Source organism: Enterobacter cloacae complex sp. IR5403 (genome assembly GCF_049238705.1).
GTDB classification, from domain to species: domain Bacteria; phylum Pseudomonadota; class Gammaproteobacteria; order Enterobacterales; family Enterobacteriaceae; genus Enterobacter; species Enterobacter hormaechei_C.
Genome location: NZ_JBMKHP010000007.1, coordinates 137,499 through 155,949, shown reverse-complemented (window position 1 = coordinate 155,949; position 18,451 = coordinate 137,499). Strand labels below are relative to the sequence as shown.

Below are 18,451 nucleotides of genomic sequence, written 5' to 3'. Positions count from 1 at the left end.
CCCGGCTCAACTCAACAGGAGAGAGCATGTCGATTACCTGTCCGGATTGCCACGCAGCGCTCGAGCCGCAAAACGGTATCGCGCACTGCGACAGCTGCAATAAAGATATTCCCCTCGAAGCGCGCTGCCCTGACTGTCATCAGCCGCTTCAGGTACTCAAGGCCTGCGGCGCGGTGGATTACTTCTGTCAGAACGGCCACGGGCTGATCTCAAAAAAACGCGTCGAGTTCGTCAGGGCTGGGGCTTAATCGCACACGCAGCCTTCCCCTTTTTGCCATAGTTCGATCAGCGATTCCGGCGCTTCCTGCTCCGGAACCAGCACAATAATATCGGTATACTGCGCCTGATTGTGCCGGGTCCAGATTATCTGAATGCGAAAATAGCGCTGATCGCCGCTGCCCGGAGACGACGCCTGGCCCGGTGGCTGTCCGCGCGGGATAGCCTGCTCCAGAATATTCACCACGCGCTGACGCTGCGCCTCGTTGAGCGTGGAGAGGGCGATCGTGCGCTGACCGCTCAGCTTAGGAATAAAGGCGACGCCGCCTTCCCGGGCCAGCTCAACCACGGCGTCATCCGTCAGTTCCGGTACCTGCATTACAGTACTCCCACCTGTTCCCAGGCTTGTTTAATGGCCGCCCCAACGTCGCTACCGGAGCGTTTCTCGCCGTGGGCGATCGTCAGTTTTGCGAAAGCGTCAAAATCCGCATCCTGCGCCAGGTTGCGATCGCAAACCGTGTCGTACCAGGCATAACCCGCTTTTTCCCAGGCGTAGCCACCGATTGCCGTTGCGGCCAGGTAAAACGCGCGGTTGGGGATGCCGGAGTTCAGGTGTACGCCGCCGTTATCCTCGCGCGTTTTGATGAAATCTTTCATGTGCGCGGGCTGCGGGTCTTTACCGAGGAGGGGATCGTCGTAGGCGGTACCGGGTTCAGACATGGAACGTAGCCCTTTCCCGTTGATGCCCTCCGCCAGCAGACCCTCGCCAATCAGCCAGTCTGCCCGATCGGCGGTTTGCTTAAGATGGTATTGCTTCACCAGCGAACCGAACACGTCGGATAACGACTCGTTCAGCGCGCCCGATTGTTCAAAGTAGATGAGCCCGGCTTCGGTCTCGGTCACGCCGTGGCTCAGCTCATGCGCCACCACGTCGATGGCAATGGTGAAGCGGTTGAAGATTTCTCCGTCACCGTCGCCAAAGACCATTTGCTGGCCGTTCCAGAAGGCGTTTTGATACTCACGGCCGTAATGCACGGTGCCGGTGAGGATCAGCCCCTTATTATCGAGCGAATCGCGCTGATACTCCTTCCAGAAGAAATCATGGGTGATACCCAGATAATCGTACGCTTCATCCACCGCCACATCGCCGTTGGAGGGCTGGCCTTCATAGCGCACCTGGGTACCCGGCAGCTCCTGGGTCTGTTTCGCATCGTAGATGTCACGCTCAAGCTGACCGGCTTTATTCACATGCGGCGCGGCGGGTTTGCCCGGCATATGGGCCATCAGCGTCTGGACGTGGGTTAAGGTCTGACGGGCGCAGCGCTGCTGGGGCTCTGAACCGCTTTCGATAATACGACGAAGAATATACGGAGGGATGACGCTATGAAGATGGGGCATGCTGCTCTCCTTATTAAAAAAGGCAATAGCAGCAGTATAGTTTGTAACCGGCGAAGATTTATCCGCTTTTACGCTGGCGCGTTTTTTTCACCGGTTTGATCTCTTTCACCTCACTCTCGACCCAGCCGTCAGAAAGCCGGGTGGTGAGCACATCCCCGGCTTTAACCTGTTTCGTCTGCTTCAGCACTTTGCCGTCCGTCGCGGTGGTCACACTATAGCCGCGAGCCAGCGTGGAGAGCGGGCTGACGGCTTCCAGATGGGTGACCGCATTGCCAAAACGCTCGCGGGTGGCGCTCAGGCGTGAGCGGATATTTTCCGCGAGGCGGAACTCAAGCTGCTGGATCCGCGTTTGTGCGCGATAAATCTTCGGCTGCGGATTCTGCTGGTTCAGACGCTGCGTCGTGCGCTGCTGGCGCGATACCGCCCGCTTAAGCTGGTTATCCAGCGCGAAGTTCATCCGCTGACGCAGACGTTCCAGCACGGTTTGCTGACGCGCGAGACGCAATTGTGGATGCTGCTGTTGCAGACGATGGTGAAGCTGGGTAAAGCGGCGGGTACGGTTGGCGAGGAAGTAGTCCATCGCCATCTCCAGGCGCTGCTGCCCGTTCTGGATCTGACGCAGCAGCTCCTGCTGGTTACGGCTGACCACCTCTGCCGCCGCGGACGGCGTGGGCGCGCGTAAATCCGCGACAAAATCCGCTATCGTCACATCCGTTTCATGGCCGACGGCGCTTACCACCGGGATAAGGCTGGCAAAGATTGCCCGCGCCACGCGCTCGTCGTTAAAGCTCCACAGGTCTTCCAGCGAGCCGCCGCCGCGCCCGACGATCAGGACATCACACTCCTGACGCGCATTCGCCAGCTCAATGGCGCGCACGATCTGCCCCGGCGCATCGTCACCCTGAACGGCAGTCGGGTAGATAATGACGGGCAGGGAAGGGTCACGGCGCTTCAGGACATGCAAAATATCGTGCAGGGCCGCACCGGTTTTCGAGGTGATAACCCCAACGCAGTGGGCAGGTGAGGGCAGGGGCTTTTTAAACTGCTGGTCGAACAATCCCTCAGCCGAAAGCATGGCTTTTAGCTGCTCGTACTTTTGCTGCAATAAGCCTTCACCGGCGGGCTGCATGCTCTCGACGATAATCTGATAATCGCCGCGCGGCTCATACAGGGTAATATTGGCGCGAACCAGAACCTGCTGGCCATGCTGAGGACGGAACGTCACGCGACGGTTGCTGTTGCGGAACATCGCGCAGCGCACCTGAGTGGTGTCGTCTTTCAGCGTAAAGTACCAGTGACCGGAAGCGGGCTGTGTGAAGTTAGAGATTTCACCGCTGATCCAGACCTGTCCCATTTCCTGCTCAAGCAGCAAACGCACCGTCTGATTAAGGCGGCTGACAGTATAAATTGAGGGGGATTGAGAGGATAACATGTGAGCGGGATCAAATTCTAAATCAGCAAGTTATTCAGTCGATAGTAACCTGCTGAGAGGTGAGCGCAAGCATTTTTTTCAAAAAAGTGTGGATGCAATCGGTTACGCTCTGTATAATGCCACGGCAATATTTAACCACCCAGGTCAGAGATATTGCCCATGCTACGTATCGCTAAAGAAGCACTGACGTTTGACGACGTCCTCCTCGTTCCCGCTCACTCCACCGTTCTGCCGAATACTGCCGACCTCAGCACGCAGTTGACGAAAACCATTCGTCTGAACATTCCTATGCTCTCCGCAGCAATGGACACCGTGACTGAAGCGCGTCTGGCTATCGCCCTGGCACAGGAAGGCGGCATTGGCTTTATCCACAAAAACATGTCTATTGAGCGTCAGGCGGAAGAAGTTCGCCGCGTGAAGAAGCATGAATCCGGTATCGTGTCCGATCCTCAGACCGTTCTGCCAACCACCACGCTGCACGAAGTGAAAGCCCTGACCGAGCGTAACGGCTTTGCAGGCTATCCGGTAGTCACTGAAGACAACGAACTGGTGGGTATCATTACCGGTCGTGACGTGCGTTTCGTGACTGACCTGAACCAGCCTGTCAGCGTCTACATGACGCCAAAAGAGCGTCTGGTGACCGTGCGTGAAGGCGAAACCCGCGACGTGGTGCTGGCGAAAATGCACGAAAAACGCGTTGAGAAAGCGCTGGTTGTGGACGCGAACTTCCACCTGCGCGGCATGATCACCGTGAAAGATTTCCAGAAAGCAGAACGTAAACCGAACGCCTGTAAAGATGAGCATGGCCGTCTGCGCGTCGGCGCTGCGGTGGGCGCAGGTGCGGGTAACGAAGAGCGCGTTGACGCGCTGGTTGCTGCGGGCGTTGACGTGCTGCTGATTGACTCCTCCCACGGCCACTCCGAAGGCGTTCTGCAACGTATTCGTGAAACCCGTGCTAAATACCCGGATCTCCAGATCATCGGCGGTAACGTGGCAACCGGCGCAGGCGCTCGCGCGCTGGCGGAAGCGGGTTGCAGCGCGGTGAAAGTGGGTATCGGTCCTGGTTCTATCTGTACCACCCGTATCGTCACCGGCGTAGGCGTGCCGCAGATCACGGCGGTTTCTGACGCGGTTGAAGCGCTGGAAGGTACCGGTATTCCGGTAATCGCGGACGGCGGTATCCGTTTCTCTGGCGACATCGCCAAAGCGATCGCCGCAGGTGCCGCAGCCGTGATGGTGGGCTCCATGCTGGCCGGTACCGAAGAATCCCCGGGTGAAATCGAACTCTACCAGGGCCGTTCTTATAAATCCTACCGCGGTATGGGCTCCCTGGGCGCGATGTCCAAAGGTTCCTCCGACCGTTACTTCCAGACCGATAACGCCGCAGACAAACTGGTGCCGGAAGGTATCGAAGGCCGCGTGGCGTATAAAGGCCGCCTGAAAGAGATCATTCACCAGCAGATGGGCGGCCTGCGCTCCTGTATGGGTCTGACCGGCTGTGGTACCATTGACCTGCTGCGTACCAAAGCGGAATTCGTACGCATCAGCGGTGCGGGTATCCAGGAGAGCCACGTTCACGACGTGACGATCACCAAAGAGTCCCCGAACTACCGTCTGGGCTCCTGATAAATTTCCGCGCCCGGCTCAATGCCGGGCGCTTTGTTTTGTTTCACTTGCCTCGGAATTAGCGTCAATGACGGAAAACATTCATAAACATCGCATTCTCATCCTGGACTTTGGTTCTCAGTACACTCAACTGGTGGCGCGCCGCGTGCGTGAGCTGGGCGTTTACTGTGAGCTGTGGGCGTGGGATGTCACGGAAGCACAGATTCGCGAGTTCAATCCAAGCGGCATCATCCTGTCCGGCGGCCCGGAGAGCACCACCGAAGAGAACAGCCCGCGCGCGCCGCAGTACGTATTCGAAGCAGGCGTACCGGTGTTCGGCGTTTGCTACGGTATGCAGACCATGGCGATGCAGCTGGGCGGCCACGTAGAAGGCTCTAACGAGCGTGAGTTCGGCTACGCACAGGTTGAAGTCGTCACCGACAGCGCGCTGGTGCGCGGTATCGAAGACTCCCTGACCGCAGACGGCAAACCGCTGCTGGACGTGTGGATGAGCCACGGCGACAAAGTCACCGCTATCCCGTCCGACTTCGTGACCGTTGCCAGCACTGAAAGCTGCCCGTTCGCGATCATGGCGAACGAAGAAAAACGCTTCTACGGCGTGCAGTTCCACCCGGAAGTGACCCACACCCGTCAGGGTATGCGCATGCTGGAGCGCTTCGTGCGTGACATCTGCCAGTGTGAAGCCCTGTGGACCCCGGCAAAAATCATCGACGATGCCGTGGAGCGTATCCGCCAGCAGGTTGGTGATGACAAAGTGATCCTCGGCCTCTCCGGCGGCGTGGACTCCTCTGTAACCGCGATGCTGCTGCACCGCGCCATCGGTAAAAACCTGACCTGCGTCTTCGTGGACAACGGTCTGCTGCGCCTGAACGAAGCCCGGCAGGTAATGGACATGTTCGGTGACCACTTCGGTCTGAACATCGTTCACGTGGAAGGCGAGCAGCGCTTCCTGGATGCGCTGAAAGGCGAGAACGATCCGGAAGCGAAACGTAAAATTATCGGTCGCGTGTTCGTGGAAGTGTTCGACGAAGAAGCGCTGAAGCTGGAAGACGTGAAGTGGCTGGCGCAGGGCACCATCTACCCTGACGTGATCGAGTCTGCGGCCTCCGCCACCGGTAAAGCGCACGTTATCAAATCTCACCACAACGTGGGCGGCCTGCCGAAAGAGATGAAGATGGGCCTGGTTGAACCGCTGCGTGAGCTGTTCAAAGACGAAGTGCGTAAGATCGGCCTGGAGCTGGGTCTGCCGTACGACATGCTCTACCGTCACCCATTCCCGGGCCCGGGTCTCGGCGTGCGCGTGCTGGGCGAAGTGAAGAAAGAGTACTGCGACCTGCTGCGTCGCGCGGACGCGATCTTCATCGAAGAGCTGCACAAAGCTGACCTGTACAACAAAGTGAGCCAGGCGTTCACCGTGTTCCTGCCGGTGCGCTCCGTCGGCGTGATGGGCGATGGCCGTAAGTACGACTGGGTTGTCTCCCTGCGTGCGGTGGAAACCATCGACTTCATGACCGCGCACTGGGCGCACCTGCCGTATGACTTCTTAGGCCGCGTGTCTAACAGAATAATCAATGAAGTCAATGGCATATCGCGTGTCGTGTATGACATCAGCGGTAAGCCACCGGCGACGATCGAGTGGGAGTAAGCCCATAATCTTTCCTGCGAAGTTATAAGCAGGTAAGACGGATAAAACCCTCTGTTTACAGGGGGTTTTTCTTTTATGACCGATATCCAGCTCAGTGGTGAATTACTGCCTCATCTGCCGCGATTCACGGCAGCCGATACTGCGTCGCCATGCCCCTGGCGCCTGACCATACTGACGCTTAAAGCTGCGGTTGAAGGACTGCTGAGAGTCAAAGCCCAGCGCGATCGCCACGTTCAGAATCGGTTCATCGCTGTGGGCCAGGCGCTCAACCGATTTTTGCAGCTTTTGCGCGCGAATATATTCGGCGAGAGGGGAGCCGGTATGTTCCTTGAAAAGCCGCTGGAGGTGCCATTTCGAATAGCCGGCTCGCCTGGAGACGGTTTCAATATCCAGACGGCTATCGAGGTTGTTGTCGATCCAGTCGAGTAAATCGTGAATGAATGCACCCGTGTTCATCTTGCTTCCCCCTACGCCACGCATTAAAAGCATCTTTGTTTGTTGCATTTAAAGGTGACCCGTTTTTACATTAATTGCAAGTTTTATTGTTGCATTTAAATCCCTGCTCAAAACGCGTGATTTATCTTCGCCGCAAATAGCACATAAAGTGCAACAATTATTCTTGCACTTAATTAAGCGCCTTCCTACAATCGCCGCGATAGTGTATTCGAAACTGTTACAGTTTTGTGGCGATGAACGACACAAATGGCCTTCAGCCAGCTACCGGACAAAGGAAGTGGCGCGGCGCCTCCCGCTGCGTCTTGCCCGGCAGCTACAATAACCGGAATAAAAATAATGAGCCTGCAAAAAACCTGGGGTAACTTTCATCTGAGCGCGATGGGGGTGGTTTTACTCTCCGCGCTTCTCGTCGGGTGCGATGACAGCGTCGCGCAAAATGCCGCACCGCAAGCGCCCGTTGTCAGCGCTGCTGACGTGGTGGTGAAATCCATTAGCCAGTGGGACAGCTTTAACGGTCGCATTGAAGCGGTGGAAAGCGTTCAGCTGCGTCCGCGCGTCTCCGGCTACATTGAGAAAGTGAATTACACAGACGGCCAGGAGGTGAAAAAGGGCGAGGTGCTGTTCACGATTGATGATCGAACCTATCGCGCCGCGCTGGAACAGGCGCAGGCGAACCTGGCGAGAGCCAAAACGCAGGCCAGCCTGGCGCGAAGCGAGGCTAACCGTACCGATAAATTAGTCAATACCAACGTGGTATCCCGCGAAGAGTGGGAGCAGCGCCGTTCCGCCGCTACCCAGGCGCAGGCCGATATTCGCGCCGCGCAGGCGGCGGTTGACGCTGCGCAACTTAACCTCGACTTCACCAAAGTGACCGCGCCTATCGACGGTCGCGCCAGCCGGGCGCTGATCACCAGCGGTAACCTGGTGACGGCGGGCGACAGCGCCAGCGTGCTCACCACCCTGGTCTCGCAGAAGACGGTTTATGTCTACTTCGACGTGGACGAGTCAACCTACCTTCACTATCAGAACCTGGCCCGCAGCGGGCAGCGGGCGTCCGGCGATCATGCGGCGCTACCGGTGGAGATTGGCCTGACGGGCGAGGAGGGCTATCCCCATCAGGGCAAAGTGGATTTCCTGGATAACCAGCTCACGCCGGGTACCGGAACGATCCGCATGCGCGCGCTGCTGGATAACTCACAGCGTCAGTTCACGCCTGGACTCTTTGCCCGCGTGCGCCTGCCGGGCAGTGCGGAATTTAAAGCCACGCTTGTTGACGATAAGGCGGTGCTGACCGATCAGGATCGGAAATACGTCTATATCGTGGATAAAGACGGGAAAGCGCAGCGCCGCGACATCACGCCGGGGCGTCTGGCCGACGGTTTACGTATCGTACAGCAGGGGCTGAATCCCGGGGATAAAGTCATCGTCGATGGTTTACAAAAAGTGTTTATGCCGGGTATGCCGGTTAACGCAAAAACCGTTGCCATGACCGCCAGCGCCGCCCTCAACTGATCCCTTACCTGAGAATCCAATCCATGGACTTTTCCCGTTTTTTCATCGACAGGCCGATTTTTGCCGCCGTACTGTCGATTCTGATTTTTATCACAGGGTTAATCGCCATCCCGCTGCTGCCGGTGAGCGAATACCCTGACGTCGTGCCGCCAAGCGTGCAGGTGCGCGCCGAGTACCCGGGCGCCAACCCGAAAGTGATTGCCGAGACCGTGGCAACCCCGCTGGAAGAGGCGATCAACGGCGTTGAGAACATGATGTACATGAAATCCGTCGCGGGCTCCGACGGCGTGTTGGTGACTACCGTCACCTTCCGTCCGGGCACCGACCCGGATCAGGCGCAGGTTCAGGTGCAAAACCGTGTCGCGCAGGCCGAAGCACGTCTGCCGGAAGACGTGCGACGTCTGGGCATCACGACTCAGAAACAGTCGCCAACGCTGACGCTGGTGGTGCATCTGTTTTCGCCTGGTGGTAAGTACGATTCACTGTATATGCGTAACTACGCCACGCTGAAGGTGAAGGACGAGCTGGCGCGTCTGCCCGGCGTGGGGCAGATTCAGATTTTCGGCTCGGGCGAATACGCGATGCGCGTCTGGCTGGACCCGAACAAGGTCGCGGCCCGCGGGCTGACCGCTTCGGACGTGGTCACGGCGATGCAGGAGCAGAACGTGCAGGTGTCCGCCGGGCAGCTTGGCGCCGAGCCGCTGCCGAAAGAGAGCGATTTCCTGATCTCCATTAACGCCCAGGGCCGCCTGCATACCGAAGACGAGTTCGGCAACATTGTCCTGAAAACCACGCAGGATGGTACGGTCGTTCGTCTGCGCGACGTGGCGCGTGTCGAGATGGGGTCCGGCAGCTACGCGCTGCGCTCCCAGCTGAACAATAAAGACGCGGTCGGGATTGGTATCTTCCAGTCGCCGGGGGCAAACGCCATCGATCTGTCTAACGCGGTGCGCGCCAAAATGGACGAACTGTCCACGCGATTCCCGGACGATATGAAATGGGCGGCGCCTTACGACCCGACGGTGTTTGTACGCGACTCGATCCGCGCGGTGGTGCAAACGCTGCTGGAAGCGGTGGTGCTCGTCGTGCTGGTGGTGATCCTGTTCCTGCAAACCTGGCGCGCGTCGATTATCCCGCTGATTGCGGTGCCGGTATCGGTAGTGGGCACGTTCAGTATTCTCTACCTGCTGGGCTTTTCGCTGAATACCCTGAGCCTGTTCGGGCTGGTGCTGGCGATTGGTATCGTGGTGGACGATGCCATCGTGGTGGTGGAAAACGTCGAACGAAATATCGAAGAGGGGCTCGCCCCACTTGCGGCAGCACATCAGGCGATGCGTGAGGTGTCCGGGCCGATTATCGCCATTGCGCTGGTGCTGTGTGCGGTATTCGTTCCGATGGCGTTCCTCTCCGGCGTGACCGGTCAGTTCTACAAGCAGTTTGCGGTAACGATAGCCATTTCCACGGTGATCTCCGCCATCAACTCGCTGACGCTCTCGCCAGCGCTGGCCGCGCTGCTGTTGAAGCCGCATGGCGCCCCGAAAGATTTCCCCACCCGGCTTATCGATCGTCTGTTCGGCTGGATTTTCCGTCCGTTTAACCGCTTTTTCCACCGCAGCTCGACTGGCTATCAGGGGCTGGTGGGCAAAACGCTCGGCCGACGCGGGGCGGTGTTTGTGGTTTATTTGCTGCTGCTTTGCGCTGCGGGCGTGATGTTTAAAGCCGTTCCCGGCGGGTTTATTCCGACGCAGGATAAGCTGTACCTGATTGGCGGCGTGAAAATGCCGGAAGGCTCGTCGCTGGCGCGCACCGATGCGGTGATCCGCAAAATGAGCGAAATCGGGATGAATACCGAAGGCGTGGATTATGCGGTCGCGTTTCCTGGCCTGAATGCGCTCCAGTTCACCAATACGCCGAACACCGGGACGGTCTTCTTTGGCCTGAAGCCGTTCGACCAGCGTAAACATACTGCGGCGGAAATAAACGCGGAGATCAACGCGAAAATCGCGCAAATCCAGCAGGGCTTTGGCTTCTCGATTCTGCCGCCGCCGATTTTAGGGCTGGGTCAGGGGTCGGGCTATTCGCTGTACATTCAGGATCGCGCTGGTCTGGGCTATGGCGCGCTGCAAAACGCGGTGAACACCATGTCCGGGGCGATTATGCAGACGCCGGGGATGCATTTCCCTATCTCAACCTACCAGGCAAACGTTCCGCAGCTGGATGTACAGGTTGACCGTGATAAGGCGAAAGCGCAGGGCGTGTCGCTCACCGATCTCTTCGGGACGCTGCAAACCTATCTGGGCTCGTCTTATGTGAATGACTTCAACCAGTTCGGGCGCACCTGGCGCGTAATGGCGCAGGCCGACGGGCAGTTCCGCGACAGCGTGGAAGATATCGCGAATTTACGCACCCGTAATAGCCAGGGTGAAATGGTGCCGATTGGCAGTATGGTGAAAATCACGACCACCTACGGTCCGGACCCGGTGATCCGCTACAACGGCTACCCGGCGGCGGATCTGATTGGCGATGCTGACCCGCGCGTGCTCTCTTCCGCGCAGGCGATGACGCAGCTGGACGCTATGTCTAAGCAGATCCTGCCGAACGGGATGAATATTGAATGGACGGACCTGAGCTTCCAGCAGGCCACCCAGGGCAACACGGCGCTGATCGTCTTCCCGGTCGCGGTGCTGCTGGCGTTCCTGGTGCTGGCGGCGCTGTATGAAAGCTGGACGCTGCCGCTGGCGGTGATCCTCATCGTGCCGATGACGATGCTCTCCGCGCTGTTCGGCGTCTGGCTGACCGGGGGCGATAACAACGTCTTCGTGCAGGTAGGGCTGGTGGTACTGATGGGGCTGGCCTGTAAAAACGCGATTCTTATCGTGGAGTTTGCCCGCGAGCTGGAAATTCAGGGCAAAGGCATTATGGAGGCCGCGCTGGAAGCGTGCCGCCTGCGTTTACGCCCGATTGTCATGACCTCTATCGCCTTTATTGCCGGGACCATTCCACTGATCCTTGGTCACGGGGCAGGGGCAGAAGTGCGCGGCGTCACCGGGATCACCGTGTTCGCCGGGATGCTGGGTGTGACGCTGTTTGGTCTGTTCCTGACGCCGGTCTTTTACGTGACGCTGCGTAAGTTCGTGACGCGCGGTAAAGCGGAAAGAGAGGTGTTGCCTGCGTAGGACGTAGCAGATAGCAAAAAGCCGCCTTCACAATGAAGGCGGCTTTTTTTTCGCAGTCTGTCAGGATTAGGGCGCTTTTTTATGCTGTGTGCAGAGTTCCGGCACCGGATCGCACCCGCTGGTATCGGCTTTTTTCACCTCTTCCAGCGCGCTGGCGACGGTATGGCGCGCTAAAACCGCTAACGAAGCCTGCTCCGCTTCATCAGCGATTGATTTGAAGTACCAGCAGGCGTTGGCGCTGACCACGCAGCGGGCCGGGACGTCAGGACGGGACGCCCACAGCTTTTTATCTTCAGTGACGGAAAGGTAGATATCACGCAGGGTGATCTCTTCCGCCGGGCGGCCAAGGTGAATAGAGCCGTTGCGGCCAAGCGTGGAGACGATAATGCCGTCGCGGGCGAGAGGAACCATTAATTTGCGGATAAAGCTCGGATTCGCTTCCAGGCCGTAAGCCAGGATTGCACTCGTCGAACGTTCACCCGATTGCTCCGCCATCGCTACGCTGAGAACCATCTGCAAAGCTGTCGGGAAGCGGTAATCTAACATTTTTCTGTCCTGGGTTGCGGTGAATCTTGTTCTTTTTGGCACCGCAGAGGTGAATAATCAGTAAGTAACAATATAACAAATACGGTAATTTTATTGAAGCAATCTGCGGCATATGTGAAGTAACGCTGCGCTGACACATGTCAGGACGTGTAGCGCCGCGTTTACGTTCATGCGAACGCCGGATTCGGGAAATCAACGGTCACCATAAGACCGCCTTCGGCTGACGTACTCAGATTGACCCTGCCGTTGTGTTGCTGCGTAACGGCTTTAACGATGGCAAGCCCCAGTCCACTCCCGCTTTGGGTCTGATTAGGATCGCGGAAAAATCTGTCGAACACACGCTCCCGCAATTCAACCGGAATGCCGGGACCCGCGTCTGAGACGCGCAGCTGAGCGGACTTGTCACGCGATTGCAGTTGTACCTCAATGCGTCCACCCTCTGGGCTGTACTTCACGGCATTCTCAATTAAATTGTCGATCAGCGATACCAGACGTTCCCGAATGCCTGCGACATGGAGTTCATCATCGGCGATGAATTCAAACTCAATTCTGCGCCCGGACGCCAGCGGTTCCAGGGCAGCCATTCGCTCCTGAATAAGCGTCGTCAGCGGCACAGGGGACATCACCGTGCTGATGTGCGCTTCGCTGTGCATCATCAGCAGAAGCTGATTGACGAGACGCGCAGCACGGCTATTACTGCGAACAATGCCCGCAAGCAGTTCCTGCTGGCTTTCGCTGATGACCCAGGACTGCAACGCCTCGACGTTGATCCGCATCGCGGCCAGAGGCGTACGCAGTTCGTGTGCGGCATCGGCAATAAACATTCTTTCCCTTTCGGCGCTTTCCCGTACCCTGGCCAGAAAGTCATTAATCGCGTCGACCGTCTGGCGAAGCTCCCTGTGTCTGGGGACGGCTTTTAAAGGCGAGAGATCGTCCGGCGTGCGCAATGAAATTTCATTTACCACCTTGTTCCAGGGGCGCATCGCGATGCGGATGGACAGCCACGCGGGGAACAGAAGAAAAGGGATGCATATCATCAGCGGCATGACGTAGTAGCCGCGCGAGTTCAGATAGATAAAGAAATTCCAGCTACCGGCAGGGGTAAAAAGGGTGACTTCCACGTCGGAGTGCGCGGATTTGAGGGTACGGCTCGTCCATGTATGGTCTTCACTCTGGACATGCTGCATGACCCCCAGACGGCTATTTTTTACCCCCGTTGGCGCACCATCCGAAGAAAAAATCACCTCATTATGCTTACGAACAATGAGGTTGATGGACAGCTCCGGATCTTCACCGCCGCCATACCCCTCCCGCAGCGCCTTGCTGAACGCTGCCAGCACGGCATCACGCGCCTGCGGGCGATCGTCCATGCTCTCCACCAGGGAAAAAACGGTTTCGTAAGTCTCACTGCCCGTCAGTATGGGAGGGCTACGCAGGTCTTCCAGCAAAATGAAGGTTAAAAAGAGACACCAGAGCAACGTAAGCAGCAGCATCTGGGCGACCAGCATTCGCCTGACCAGCGTGGGAAGCCTGAGGTGGTGCCAAAAATTACGCATCAACCTGCCGCCTTCTGAACGGGTACGGTATCAATGACATACCCAACGCCTCTCACCGTTCGCACAAAGCCATCGCCAATTTTTCGCCGCAGGTTACCCATATGCACATCAAGCGCGTTGCTGAGGTTTTCTTTCGTGCCAAATATCCTTTCTTCCAGATACCGTCGCGTAAGCACGCGATCGGCGCGCAGCATTAACGTTTCAAGCAGCGCATATTCGCTTGCCGTCAGCTCAACGTGGCGTGCGCTCACCGTTACGCGACGCGTCGGAATATGAAGCGACAAACCGCGAATTTCTATTGCCTCATTTTCAAAACCGTAACTGCGCCGCGCAAGGGCTCTCACGCGCGCCAGCAGTTCGGCGAGAATAAAAGGTTTGACCAGATAATCGTCTGCGCCTGCATCCAGCCCGCACAGGCGGTCCTGTAGCGTGCCTCGCGCCGTCAGGATGATGACGGGGACGCCCTTAAGCTGTTGACGCAGGCGCGTCATCAGGCTCATGCCATCGCCATCGGGCAGCCCCAGGTCGAGCAAAATAAGTTCCGGCACGCAGAGCTCAAGCTGATGCAGCGCATCCTCTTTGCGGCGTACCCATATGACATCAAATCCTTGATCTGCTAGGGCGATACGCACGCCATTGCCGAGATCCAGGTCGTCTTCAATTAGTAGAATTTTCACATTGGTAACTGTATCAACAGTGCATGAAGAACAACTGAAGAACAAACGGTAACAGGTATTCTTCAGGGTTTACAGAACCTTCACGTGCTTCAGCATTTCTTCATTTACGGCTCATAAGAACCTTAGGGTGAGTATTCAGAATGGGCGCTCTGGCGTTTAACACCGCTTGTATCGCAATCATCTGAATCCAAAGGGCTTCTTTAATGAGAAACATCACACTGCGTCATAGTTTCCCCCGTTCACGCATCGGTCGCAGCATGAAAAGCATCTTGCCGGGGGCCGTCCTGGCGTTACTGGCCACCCCGGCGCTGGCGACAGAGCAGCCTCAGGGCAACGTGTTAACCCTGGGAGGCGGCGTGGATGTTTCGCCACGCTATTCCGGTTCGGACAAGAGCCGGGTCTCTGCGGCTCAGGTGGTTGATTACGCGATGGCAAATGGTTTTTTTGTCAGCACCACGCGGGGGATCGGCTACGGCAACAGCTTTGGTAACCTGGACTACAACGCAGCGCTGAGCTATCGCGCTGGACGTAAGGATCGCGACGTAAGCAGCGATTCGATCGCCTCCGGCAGCGACGACCTGCGAGGAATGGGTGACATTAAAGGCTCAGCTATCGTTGTGCCAGGGCTGGGGTACAGGGTGACTGACTGGCTGACCGTGCAGTTGCAGGCAGAGGTCCCGGTTTCTGAGAGAGACAATGGTGAAGCTGTGCATTTCGGTATTGCCAGCCCGCTCTATACATCTCCGAAAAATGCGTTAACGCTGGCGCTGACCGGTAGCTGGGGATCAAGTAAGTACGTGCAAACCTACTACGGGGTGAATGCCGCCCAGTCGGCCGCATCGGGTTTTGCCCGACACGATGCCGGATCGGGAATATATGCGTATTCGCTGAATCTGGACTGGACCCATAAGCTTACCTCCCGCTGGAGCCTGCTTGCCGCAGCTGGCGTTACGCAGCTGACGGGGGAGGCCGGCGATAGCCCCATTGTTCAGCGAAAAACATCTCCTGTGGGAAGTTTGAAGGTAACGTACAGCTTCTGATGGTTAAGAGAGGGGGGAAGGCGCGTTTGTGACAAAACCGCACATAACCTCGTTGCAGGAGCCGGAAGTGCATAAAGCCCGCAGGATGGCGTGGCCCGAAGTCGGACCGATCATCATGCGGGCTTTTTTGCTGATCACATACCAGCTTCAGCTGCTGCCGTCGGCAAACGTCCCGTGCGCCAGCAAATGACGTCAGCGCAAATACAGGAAGCAGGAAATATCGACGAATCATCTGTGTCTCTCCTCATCAGTTTATTATGGCGAGGAATACAGAAGACCATTTTTATGTATCGGGGATGTTTGCTTTTGCGGGCGTTTTGTACCGATTTGCCAGCGTAGCGCTCGGGATACAGTGCGATACAGTTTGTCTGCCGGGAGCGAACACGCTTTAGCGCTCGGGCGAATCCACCACAAGACCTGATTGCTGCGACTGAATTTTGTCCTGATGGTGATACCAGGCGCCAATGGAGGAGTAAACAAAGCGGCCAAAGAAAAACAGGAAACTGATGAGCAGTATGATGCGGGTCATCCGGGTGTTAAATCGATGTCGTTTTCGCATACGCGTAGCCTGACTCACTTTCTTTTCCTGAGTATACCCTTTTGGGCGATACGGCTATTAAGGCACAGCCGCAAGTCAGGGTCAATTCGGCGAAATGTAAAATACCGTCAATGCTTACATTAATTTATGTTATTAAAAACAACGCTTTTATTTATCGCATTGATAATTACAGGAAAAATATTCAAAAAAAACGTAAGAAAGGTTTATTCAGATAAATTAATTTGATTTAGGTCAACCGCATCCCGTCGTTGCTATTTAAAATCCCTCCTCCACTGTGCTTGCCAGGAATTTTCCGGGCAACGTGTACGTCAGGTTGGATGCCTGTCTTCCTTTACCCTCTGGAGCGCAAGGGTTGTAAACGAGCATCTATGAATATTCACCACTTCCTGAAGCAAAATAAAGACCGCTGGTGGGCACTTCCTCTTATTTTACCCGTTGTGTTACTTCCGGTGCTTAGCGTAGCAAATACCTTAACGCAGCTGGGCGACGGTATCGTTGCGCTCTATTATCTCCCGCTCTCTTTTCTGCTGGCGCTGCTGTTGTTCTTTGGCCTGGAAGCCCTCCCTGGAGTGGTGGTGTCGCTATTTTTACGTTATTACCCCTCCGTTGGGTTATTTGAAACCGTGGCTGGCATTCTGCATTTTATCGTTCCTCTGGTGCTCAGCTGGGGCGGTTATCGCGTGTTTGCGCCCCGGCGCAATATGACCGCCTACGGTGATATACGCCTGATGGGGCAGCGTATTTTCTGGCAGGTGTTTTGCCCGGCAACGCTTTTTCTGGTGCTGTTTCAGTTTGCGGTCTATCTGGGCGTATATGAAAGCCGCCAGAGCCTCGCAGGACTGAATCCCCTCAATATTCGGACCCTGATTAACTATCAGGGGCTGCTGGTAAGCGGACTGACGGGCGTGCCGCTAAGCTACCTGCTGATCCGCCTGATACGTCATCCGCGCTATATCAAGGGACTGATGTCCCAGCTCCGCGCGCAAATAGACAAGAAGGTGACGGCCTTTGAGTTTGTGGTGTGGTTTTTAGCCCTGGGCGGGTTGCTGGTCATGCTGCTGTTGCCCATGAATGCAAACAGTTCCATTTTCAGTACCAACTACACCTTGTCCCTGCTGATGCCCGTGATGCTCTGGGGGGCGATGCGCTTTGGCTACAAGCTGATGTCACTCATCTGGACGCCGGTCCTGCTGGTGTCGATTCACTTTTTTTATCACTACATTCCGGTGCAAGAGGGTTATGGCATTCAGCTTGCGATCACCTCATCCAGCTATCTGGTCTTTTCCTTCGTTGTGACGTACATGTCGATGCTGGCGACACGCCAGCGGGCCATCAATATTCGCTCCCGCAGCCAGGCATTTCTCGATCCGGTGGTGCATATGCCCAACCTGCGGGCGCTGTCGCGCGAGCTGGCCAGTCACCCGTGGTCAGCGCTCTGTTTACTGCGCGTGCCCGAGCTGGAGGTACTGGGACGCAATTACGGCGTGATGCTGCGGATCCAGTATAAACAGCAGCTGGCGCAATGGATAAACGGCACCCTTCAGCCCAATGAACGAGTCTATCACCTTACCGGGTATGACATGGCGGTGCGTCTGGATGCGGAGTCGCATCAACAGCGCATTGAGACGCTGGACGAGCATATCAAGCAGTTCGTTTTTGTCTGGGATGGTATGCCGGTACAGCCTCAGGTCGGCATAAGCTATTGCTATGTGCGCTCACCCGTCAATCACCTCTATCTGGTGCTGGGGGAGCTGGGCATCGTGGCCGATCTCTCCCTTTCTACCAACCACCCGGAAAATCTTCAGCAGCGCGGGGCTGTTCACTTGCAGCGTAGCCTGAAAGATAAGGTCGCGATGATGAGCCGTTTACAGGCCGCGCTGGAGCAGGACGCTTTTACCCTGCTGGTTCAGCCCGTTCGCGGGCTGCGCGGTGATTGTTATCACGAGGTGCTGCTGCGAATGCGTGATGATAACGGGGCGCTGATCTTTCCCGAACAGTTCCTGCCCATCGCACAGGAGTTTGGTTTATCGTCGCGTGTCGATTTATGGGTACTGGAGCGTACGCTGAGTTTTCTGGCACAGCACCGCCAGCGTTTGCCGGGCCAGCGCTTTGCGATCAACCTCGCACCTTCTACCGTCTACCGGGCGCAGTTCCCGCTTGAAGTGAGCCGCCTGTTAGCCAAATACGCCGTTGAAGCGTGGCAGCTGATCTTTGAAGTGACCGAAAGCAGCGCCTTTGGTCATGCGGATTTGGCGGCGTCTACCCTCAGGAAATTACAAAAAATGGGCATCCGGATCGCCATTGATGATTTTGGCACCGGCTACGCCAGCTATGCGCGGTTAAAAAGCGTGGACGCCGACATCCTCAAAATCGACGGCGGCTTTATTCGCAATATTGTCAGCAACAGCCTGGATTACCAGATTGTGGCTTCCATTTGCCATCTGGCCCGGATGAAGAAAATGCTGGTGGTGGCGGAATATGTGGAAACAGAAGAGATACGTAGCGCGGTGCACGCGCTAGGTATCGATTATGTGCAGGGCTATTTGATTGGGTTACCGGCTGAGCTTGATACGTTGCTTGACACGCAGCCTTCTCAGGAGAGCGCCTGAGCC

16 protein-coding genes are annotated in these 18,451 nt (G+C 56.6%); 8 read left to right on the top strand and 8 right to left on the bottom strand.

What is annotated here, in order from left to right:
* The first annotated feature begins 26 nt into the window (after nucleotides 1–26).
* Nucleotides 27–248: a zinc ribbon domain-containing protein gene (locus ACOTW6_RS12605; protein ID WP_003860607.1), complete on the top strand. Its 222-nt coding sequence runs from the start codon at nucleotides 27–29 to the stop codon at nucleotides 246–248.
* Here the strand turns inward: ACOTW6_RS12605 and ACOTW6_RS12600 are convergent.
* From ACOTW6_RS12600 to xseA, 3 genes are read right to left on the bottom strand one after another with little or no spacing between them, the layout of a single operon-like run.
* Nucleotides 245–595, bottom strand: a complete 351-nt coding sequence (locus tag ACOTW6_RS12600) for a protealysin inhibitor emfourin (RefSeq protein WP_003860606.1) — start codon at nucleotides 593–595, stop codon at nucleotides 245–247. The two genes, ACOTW6_RS12605 and ACOTW6_RS12600, sit on opposite strands and share 4 nt — an antisense overlap.
* Nucleotides 595–1,614 (bottom strand): M4 family metallopeptidase, encoded by a 1,020-nt coding sequence (locus tag ACOTW6_RS12595; protein WP_032609828.1) that lies wholly within the window; start codon nucleotides 1,612–1,614, stop codon nucleotides 595–597. The genes ACOTW6_RS12600 and ACOTW6_RS12595 overlap by 1 nt, the downstream gene beginning before the upstream one ends.
* Nucleotides 1,615–1,672: 58 nt before the next feature.
* Nucleotides 1,673–3,046 carry an exodeoxyribonuclease VII large subunit gene (gene xseA / locus ACOTW6_RS12590; protein ID WP_062933292.1) on the bottom strand — a complete coding sequence of 458 codons (1,374 nt, stop codon included), beginning with the start codon at nucleotides 3,044–3,046 and terminating at the stop codon, nucleotides 1,673–1,675.
* A gap of 159 nt (nucleotides 3,047–3,205) precedes the next feature.
* Here xseA and guaB point away from each other — a divergent pair, with 159 nt between their 5' ends.
* Nucleotides 3,206–4,672: an IMP dehydrogenase gene (gene guaB / locus ACOTW6_RS12585; protein WP_003860601.1), complete on the top strand. Its 1,467-nt coding sequence runs from the start codon at nucleotides 3,206–3,208 to the stop codon at nucleotides 4,670–4,672.
* 67 nt (nucleotides 4,673–4,739) lie between these two features.
* Complete coding sequence (gene guaA, locus ACOTW6_RS12580) at nucleotides 4,740–6,317, top strand: glutamine-hydrolyzing GMP synthase (RefSeq protein ID WP_062933291.1); 1,578 nt, start codon at nucleotides 4,740–4,742, stop codon at nucleotides 6,315–6,317.
* Between the two features lie 102 nt (nucleotides 6,318–6,419).
* On the opposite strand, the gene ACOTW6_RS12575 is transcribed toward guaA, so the two are convergent.
* Nucleotides 6,420–6,773 carry a helix-turn-helix domain-containing protein gene (locus tag ACOTW6_RS12575; protein ID WP_047365237.1) on the bottom strand — a complete coding sequence of 118 codons (354 nt, stop codon included), beginning with the start codon at nucleotides 6,771–6,773 and terminating at the stop codon, nucleotides 6,420–6,422.
* Nucleotides 6,774–7,109: 336 nt separating this feature from the next.
* Here ACOTW6_RS12575 and ACOTW6_RS12570 point away from each other — a divergent pair, with 336 nt between their 5' ends.
* Nucleotides 7,110–8,285 (top strand): efflux RND transporter periplasmic adaptor subunit, encoded by a 1,176-nt coding sequence (locus ACOTW6_RS12570; protein ID WP_213789167.1) that lies wholly within the window; start codon nucleotides 7,110–7,112, stop codon nucleotides 8,283–8,285.
* Between the two features lie 23 nt (nucleotides 8,286–8,308).
* The gene (oqxB, locus tag ACOTW6_RS12565) at nucleotides 8,309–11,461 is read left to right on the top strand and encodes a multidrug efflux RND transporter permease subunit OqxB (protein WP_126542856.1); all 3,153 of its coding nucleotides are present in this window, start codon (nucleotides 8,309–8,311) and stop codon (nucleotides 11,459–11,461) included.
* A gap of 66 nt (nucleotides 11,462–11,527) precedes the next feature.
* Here oqxB and ACOTW6_RS12560 read toward each other — a convergent pair whose 3' ends face one another.
* The 3 genes from ACOTW6_RS12560 to ACOTW6_RS12550 all read right to left on the bottom strand — a co-directional run bounded on the left by ACOTW6_RS12560 (nucleotide 11,528) and on the right by ACOTW6_RS12550 (nucleotide 14,240).
* A complete protein-coding gene (locus ACOTW6_RS12560; RefSeq protein ID WP_003860591.1) occupies nucleotides 11,528–12,007 on the bottom strand; it encodes an RrF2 family transcriptional regulator in 480 nt (159 codons plus the stop codon).
* Nucleotides 12,008–12,174: 167 nt separating this feature from the next.
* Entirely contained in the window at nucleotides 12,175–13,563 is a 1,389-nt protein-coding gene (locus tag ACOTW6_RS12555) for a sensor histidine kinase (RefSeq protein WP_213789169.1), read from the bottom strand.
* Nucleotides 13,563–14,240, bottom strand: coding sequence for a response regulator (locus ACOTW6_RS12550; protein WP_062933287.1), 678 nt, complete (start codon nucleotides 14,238–14,240; stop codon nucleotides 13,563–13,565). Before ACOTW6_RS12550 ends, ACOTW6_RS12555 begins: the two co-directional genes overlap by 1 nt.
* Nucleotides 14,241–14,443: 203 nt before the next feature.
* Here ACOTW6_RS12550 and ACOTW6_RS12545 point away from each other — a divergent pair, with 203 nt between their 5' ends.
* Nucleotides 14,444–15,280, top strand: a complete 837-nt coding sequence (locus ACOTW6_RS12545; protein WP_062933286.1) for a MipA/OmpV family protein — start codon at nucleotides 14,444–14,446, stop codon at nucleotides 15,278–15,280.
* A gap of 28 nt (nucleotides 15,281–15,308) precedes the next feature.
* Nucleotides 15,309–15,470 (top strand): hypothetical protein, encoded by a 162-nt coding sequence (locus ACOTW6_RS12540; protein ID WP_154815990.1) that lies wholly within the window; start codon nucleotides 15,309–15,311, stop codon nucleotides 15,468–15,470.
* A 198-nt stretch (nucleotides 15,471–15,668) separates the two neighbouring features.
* Here the strand turns inward: ACOTW6_RS12540 and ACOTW6_RS12535 are convergent, their stop codons facing one another.
* Nucleotides 15,669–15,839: a YfgG family protein gene (locus ACOTW6_RS12535; RefSeq protein WP_017383512.1), complete on the bottom strand. Its 171-nt coding sequence runs from the start codon at nucleotides 15,837–15,839 to the stop codon at nucleotides 15,669–15,671.
* A gap of 368 nt (nucleotides 15,840–16,207) precedes the next feature.
* Here ACOTW6_RS12535 and ACOTW6_RS12530 point away from each other — a divergent pair, with 368 nt between their 5' ends.
* Nucleotides 16,208–18,448 carry an EAL domain-containing protein gene (locus ACOTW6_RS12530; protein ID WP_121478719.1) on the top strand — a complete coding sequence of 747 codons (2,241 nt, stop codon included), beginning with the start codon at nucleotides 16,208–16,210 and terminating at the stop codon, nucleotides 18,446–18,448.
* The last annotated feature ends 3 nt before the right edge of the window (nucleotides 18,449–18,451 follow it).

Bases quoted from the DNA above. Each gene is read 5' to 3' on its own strand.
- ACOTW6_RS12605 (WP_003860607.1), top strand. From the start codon at position 27: ATGTCGATTACCTGTCCGGATTGCCACGCAGCGCTCGAGCCGCAAAAC.
- ACOTW6_RS12600 (WP_003860606.1), bottom strand. From the start codon at position 595: ATGCAGGTACCGGAACTGACGGATGACGCCGTGGTTGAGCTGGCCCGG.
- ACOTW6_RS12595 (WP_032609828.1), bottom strand. From the start codon at position 1,614: ATGCCCCATCTTCATAGCGTCATCCCTCCGTATATTCTTCGTCGTATT.
- xseA (WP_062933292.1), bottom strand. From the start codon at position 3,046: ATGTTATCCTCTCAATCCCCCTCAATTTATACTGTCAGCCGCCTTAAT.
- guaB (WP_003860601.1), top strand. From the start codon at position 3,206: ATGCTACGTATCGCTAAAGAAGCACTGACGTTTGACGACGTCCTCCTC.
- guaA (WP_062933291.1), top strand. From the start codon at position 4,740: ATGACGGAAAACATTCATAAACATCGCATTCTCATCCTGGACTTTGGT.
- ACOTW6_RS12575 (WP_047365237.1), bottom strand. From the start codon at position 6,773: ATGAACACGGGTGCATTCATTCACGATTTACTCGACTGGATCGACAAC.
- ACOTW6_RS12570 (WP_213789167.1), top strand. From the start codon at position 7,110: ATGAGCCTGCAAAAAACCTGGGGTAACTTTCATCTGAGCGCGATGGGG.
- oqxB (WP_126542856.1), top strand. From the start codon at position 8,309: ATGGACTTTTCCCGTTTTTTCATCGACAGGCCGATTTTTGCCGCCGTA.
- ACOTW6_RS12560 (WP_003860591.1), bottom strand. From the start codon at position 12,007: ATGTTAGATTACCGCTTCCCGACAGCTTTGCAGATGGTTCTCAGCGTA.
- ACOTW6_RS12555 (WP_213789169.1), bottom strand. From the start codon at position 13,563: ATGCGTAATTTTTGGCACCACCTCAGGCTTCCCACGCTGGTCAGGCGA.
- ACOTW6_RS12545 (WP_062933286.1), top strand. From the start codon at position 14,444: ATGAGAAACATCACACTGCGTCATAGTTTCCCCCGTTCACGCATCGGT.
- ACOTW6_RS12535 (WP_017383512.1), bottom strand. From the start codon at position 15,839: ATGCGAAAACGACATCGATTTAACACCCGGATGACCCGCATCATACTG.
- ACOTW6_RS12530 (WP_121478719.1), top strand. From the start codon at position 16,208: ATGAATATTCACCACTTCCTGAAGCAAAATAAAGACCGCTGGTGGGCA.